Genomic DNA, 4,009 nt, shown 5'->3' with positions numbered 1-4,009 from the left:
GGGTCGACATCGGGGCGTGGAAGCGTCATGCCAGAACCCTGCCACACGAGGGTCACGATCCGGTCAGCATCGTTCCGGAATCCAGTTCCGCTCTGTAGTGTCCTGACCACTTGAGTGTCCCCAGGCCACTTGCCAAACCGGAGGTCCACGCATGTCACAGCTCACGTCTCGCGTCTCCCGCTACGCGGCCGTCGTCTCCCTCGCCTCGCTCGCGCTGGCCGCCTGCGGCTCGAGCTCGGGCAAGGGCGCCGCGAGCGCCCCGTCCGGCGGCCCGCAGCTCGTCAGCGCCAACACCCTGACCGTGTGCACGCACCTGTCCTACAAGCCGTTCGAGTTCAAGGACAGCTCCGGCAACGTCATCGGCTTCGACATGGACCTGGCACAGGCCACCGCGAAGCAGCTGGGCCTGCCGAACGTCACGATCGTCGACATCGACTTCGCCTCCCAGACCTCGGGTGCGGTCTTCGCCGCCAAGAAGTGCGACATGGCGATGGGCGCAGTCACGATCAACGACAAGCGCAAGAAGGCGGTCGACTTCTCGACGCCGTACTTCAGCGCAACCCAGGCGCTGCTGACGAAGAAGTCGTCGGGGATCACCGACCTGGCGTCCCTCAAGGGCAAGAAGATCGGCGTGCAGACGGACACGACCGGTCAGGAGTATGCCGAGAAGAACAAGGGGGCCAACGGCTACGAGACGGTCGTGTTCGACGACCTGCCCACCCAGATCACGGGTGTCCAGTCCGGCCGGGTCGACGCGATCATCAACGACAACGGACCGCTCCTCGACTTCGCGAAGAGCAACCCCGACTTCGCGGTCGTCAAGGAGTTCGACACCGGCGAGCAGTACGGCTTCCTCTTCCAGAAGGACAACGCGAACGCGGCCAAGATCAAGGACGCCTTCAACACGGCCCTGAAGAAGTCGATCGACGACGGCTCCTACAAGGAGAGCTACAAGAAGTGGTTCGGCTCCGAGCCCGCGGTGATGCCGAGCGTCTCCTGAGGTCGATGCCATGACTTCGCCTGCAGCAGCTGCGGGGCGAGCACGTCTCTCGCCCCGCAAGCGGGCCCAGCGGATCCGATGGGTCCAGTACGCGATCCTCGTCGCGATCGTCATCCTGCTCGTCTCGATCGCCGACTTCCCGCAGATCCAGCAGGTCTTCTTCCGCGGTGACCTGATTCATGACGCCCTGACCCAGGGGCTCGGCCGGGCCATCCTCAACACGATCATCTACGCGATCGGCGCCTTCGTGCTCGGGCTCGTGATCGGGACGATCCTTGCCCTGATGAGGCTGTCCTCGGTCGGGCCCTACCGCTGGCTCGCGGGAATCTACATCGAGTTCTTCCGAGGTCTGCCCGCGATCGTCGTGCTCATCGCGTTCGGGTTGCTGCCGCTGGCCTTTCCGGGCTTGGAGATCCCGTTCGGGACCTACGGCACGGTGTGGTCCGCCCTCGGCATCGTCGCCGCCGCCTACATGGCCGAGACGATCCGCGCGGGCATCCAGGCCGTCCCGAAGGGCCAGGTCGAGGCGGCCCGGTCGCTTGGCATGCCGGCCGGTGCGGCCACGCGGAAGATCGTGCTCCCACAGGCCTTCAGGATCGTCACGCCACCCCTGACGAACGAGCTCATCCTCGTCGTCAAGGACAGCTCGCTCGCCTACATCATCGGGCTGTCATCGACCGGCTTCGACCTGACGAAGTACGGGCGGGACATGGCGAGCACCAACGCCAACCTGACGCCCCTCGTCGTCGCCGGACTCTGCTACCTCCTCATCACCTTGCCGTTGACCTTCCTGGTGCGGCGCATGGAGCGGAAGGCGGCGAAGGCCCGATGACATCGAACCCAGCTGAACGGCATACCCGCTCGTCGGCCCGCGGGCCCGCCGTCGTCGAGATCACCGACCTGCGCAAGTCGTTCGGCTCGGTGGAGGTGCTGACCAACATCACCACCTCGATCAAGCAGGGCGAGGTCGTCTGTGTCATCGGCCCGTCCGGGTCCGGCAAGTCGACCCTGCTCCGGTGTGTCAACCTGCTCGAGCAGCCGTCCGGCGGACGGATCCTCGTCGACGGCGTCGACGTCACCGACCCGGACTGCGACATCGACCGCGTGCGCAGCAAGATGGGGATGGTCTTCCAGCAGTTCAACCTCTTCTCGCACCTGACCGTGCTCGAGAACTGCACGGTCGCGCAGCAGGTCGTGCTCAAGCGCGGCAAGGTGGAGGCGGAGAAGGTCGCTCGCGCGAACCTCGAGAAGGTCGGACTGGCGGACCGCAGCGGAGCCTTCCCGGCCCAGCTGTCCGGGGGGCAGCAGCAGCGGGTGGCGATCGCCCGGGCGCTGTCGATGGACCCGGATCTCATGCTCTTCGACGAGCCGACCTCGGCGCTCGACCCCGAGCTCGTCGGGGACGTCCTGTCCGTCATGCGGCGGCTCGCGTCCGAGGGCATGACGATGATCGTCGTGACCCACGAGATGGCCTTCGCGCGCGAGGTGGCCGACCGCGTCATCTTCATGGACGGCGGGGTCATCGTCGAGGAGGGCAAGCCCGAGCAGGTCATCGGCGATCCCCGGCACCGGCGGACGCGCACGTTCCTCAAGCGCGTCCTCGACCCGACGCACGTCGGATCAGACAGGGACGACGACATGGAGGGGCGCCAGCACCCTCAGGACCCGAGGGCGGCGGGACAGCCGTCGACGGACCTGCCCGAGAGCGTCAAGCGGCAGCGGTTCTGATGACCGGCCCGAAGGGCACCGAGGTCGCCGTCGTCGGCGCCGGGCTCATCGGGCTGTTCAGCGCGCACTACCTGCTCGATAGGGGGTATGCCGTCAGCCTCGTCGAGGCGGGTGCGCCGGGTGGCGGGGCAGCAAGGGTCAATGGCGGGTGGGTCTGCCCGGCCCGCAGCGACCCCATGCCGTCGTGGGGTGTCGTCCGGGACGGGATGCGGGCCTTGGCGTCGCCTTCGGGCGGCAGCTTCTTCCTCCACCCGGCGGCGGTGCCGGGGGTGGCTGGCTATCTCGCTCGTTTCGTCGCGAACGCGCCGGCGAGCCGGTTCGCCCGGTCCTGGGACGAGCTCGACGTGCTGAACCGGCAGACGGCCTCGCTCGTGGACCGGCTCGTCGAGGCCGGGATCATCAGCGACCTGCAGGACGAGGGCTTCCTCATGCTCCACTCGACGCGCGAGGAGGCCGAGGCGTCGTGGGCGTCGCTGGCCGCCGTGTCGCGACGCGGGCTCGCGCCGGCACCGGAGCCGATCGTCGGACGCGAGGCGCTGCTCGAGCTGGAGCCGGGTCTCGGGCCTGCGTCGCAGTTCGGCTTCCTCCATCGCGGCGACCGGTGGCTCAACCCGTCGCGGCTTGTCGACGCCCTGGTCGAGTCGGTGCTCTCCCGCGGCGCGCGGCTGGTGACGGAGGCACCGGTGCGGGCGGTCCGCCAACGGGCTCAGCGGGTCGAGCTCGACACCCCTGCTGGTGTCGTCGAGGCCGAGCACGCGGTCGTCGCGGCGGGTGCATGGTCGGAGAGCCTGCTCCGTCCGCTCGGCGTCCGGGGCTACGTGACACCGGGCAAGGGCTACAGCTTCAGCGTCCACCCGGAGCACCCCCCGACGCATGTGCTGCGGCTCGGTGGCACCCATGTCGGCCTGACGCCGATGGGTGATCGGACCCGCGTCGTCGGCATGGTGGAGTTCGACGGGAAGCGTGATGGCGTCCACCAGGGGCGCATCGACCTGATGAAGCGCCTCGCTGCTCCCTACCTGGCCGGGATCGACTGGGAGGCGAGCACCGACGAGCGCGTCGGACCCCGGCCGATGACACCCGACGGCAAGCCGCTCATCGGGTCTGTGCCCGGCTCGGACCGCGTCGTCGTCGCCACCGGTCACAACATGCTCGGCCTGACGCTCGGTGCGGCCACCGGGAGGCTCGTCGCCGATCTCGTGGCGACCGGTCCGGCCGCTGCGGTGCGGGCCTTCGATCCGATGCGTTTCAGCCGAGGGCCGCTCCGCCGCGGTTAGGTTG

At 68.5% G+C, this 4,009-nt stretch carries 4 protein-coding genes; all 4 read left to right on the top strand.

Annotated features, from left to right (window positions below; genetic code table 11):
• Positions 1–151 precede the first annotated feature (151 nt).
• From ACTHJJ_RS04315 to ACTHJJ_RS04300, 4 genes are read left to right on the top strand one after another with little or no spacing between them, the layout of a single operon-like run.
• Entirely contained in the window at positions 152–1,000 is an 849-nt protein-coding gene (locus ACTHJJ_RS04315; RefSeq protein ID WP_440301704.1) for a transporter substrate-binding domain-containing protein, read from the top strand.
• Between the two features lie 10 nt (positions 1,001–1,010).
• Positions 1,011–1,832, top strand: coding sequence for an amino acid ABC transporter permease (locus tag ACTHJJ_RS04310; RefSeq protein ID WP_440301703.1), 822 nt, complete (start codon positions 1,011–1,013; stop codon positions 1,830–1,832).
• Positions 1,829–2,728 carry an amino acid ABC transporter ATP-binding protein gene (locus ACTHJJ_RS04305; protein WP_440301702.1) on the top strand — a complete coding sequence of 300 codons (900 nt, stop codon included), beginning with the start codon at positions 1,829–1,831 and terminating at the stop codon, positions 2,726–2,728. Before ACTHJJ_RS04310 ends, ACTHJJ_RS04305 begins: the two co-directional genes overlap by 4 nt.
• Complete coding sequence (locus ACTHJJ_RS04300; RefSeq protein WP_440301701.1) at positions 2,728–4,005, top strand: NAD(P)/FAD-dependent oxidoreductase; 1,278 nt, start codon at positions 2,728–2,730, stop codon at positions 4,003–4,005. Before ACTHJJ_RS04305 ends, ACTHJJ_RS04300 begins: the two co-directional genes overlap by 1 nt.
• Positions 4,006–4,009: the final 4 nt, after the last annotated feature.

The sequence above is a fragment of the Intrasporangium sp. genome (genome assembly GCF_051961875.1).
In the GTDB taxonomy this organism is placed as follows: domain Bacteria; phylum Actinomycetota; class Actinomycetes; order Actinomycetales; family Dermatophilaceae; genus Intrasporangium_A.
This window is presented reverse-complemented; position numbering and strand designations above follow the sequence as displayed.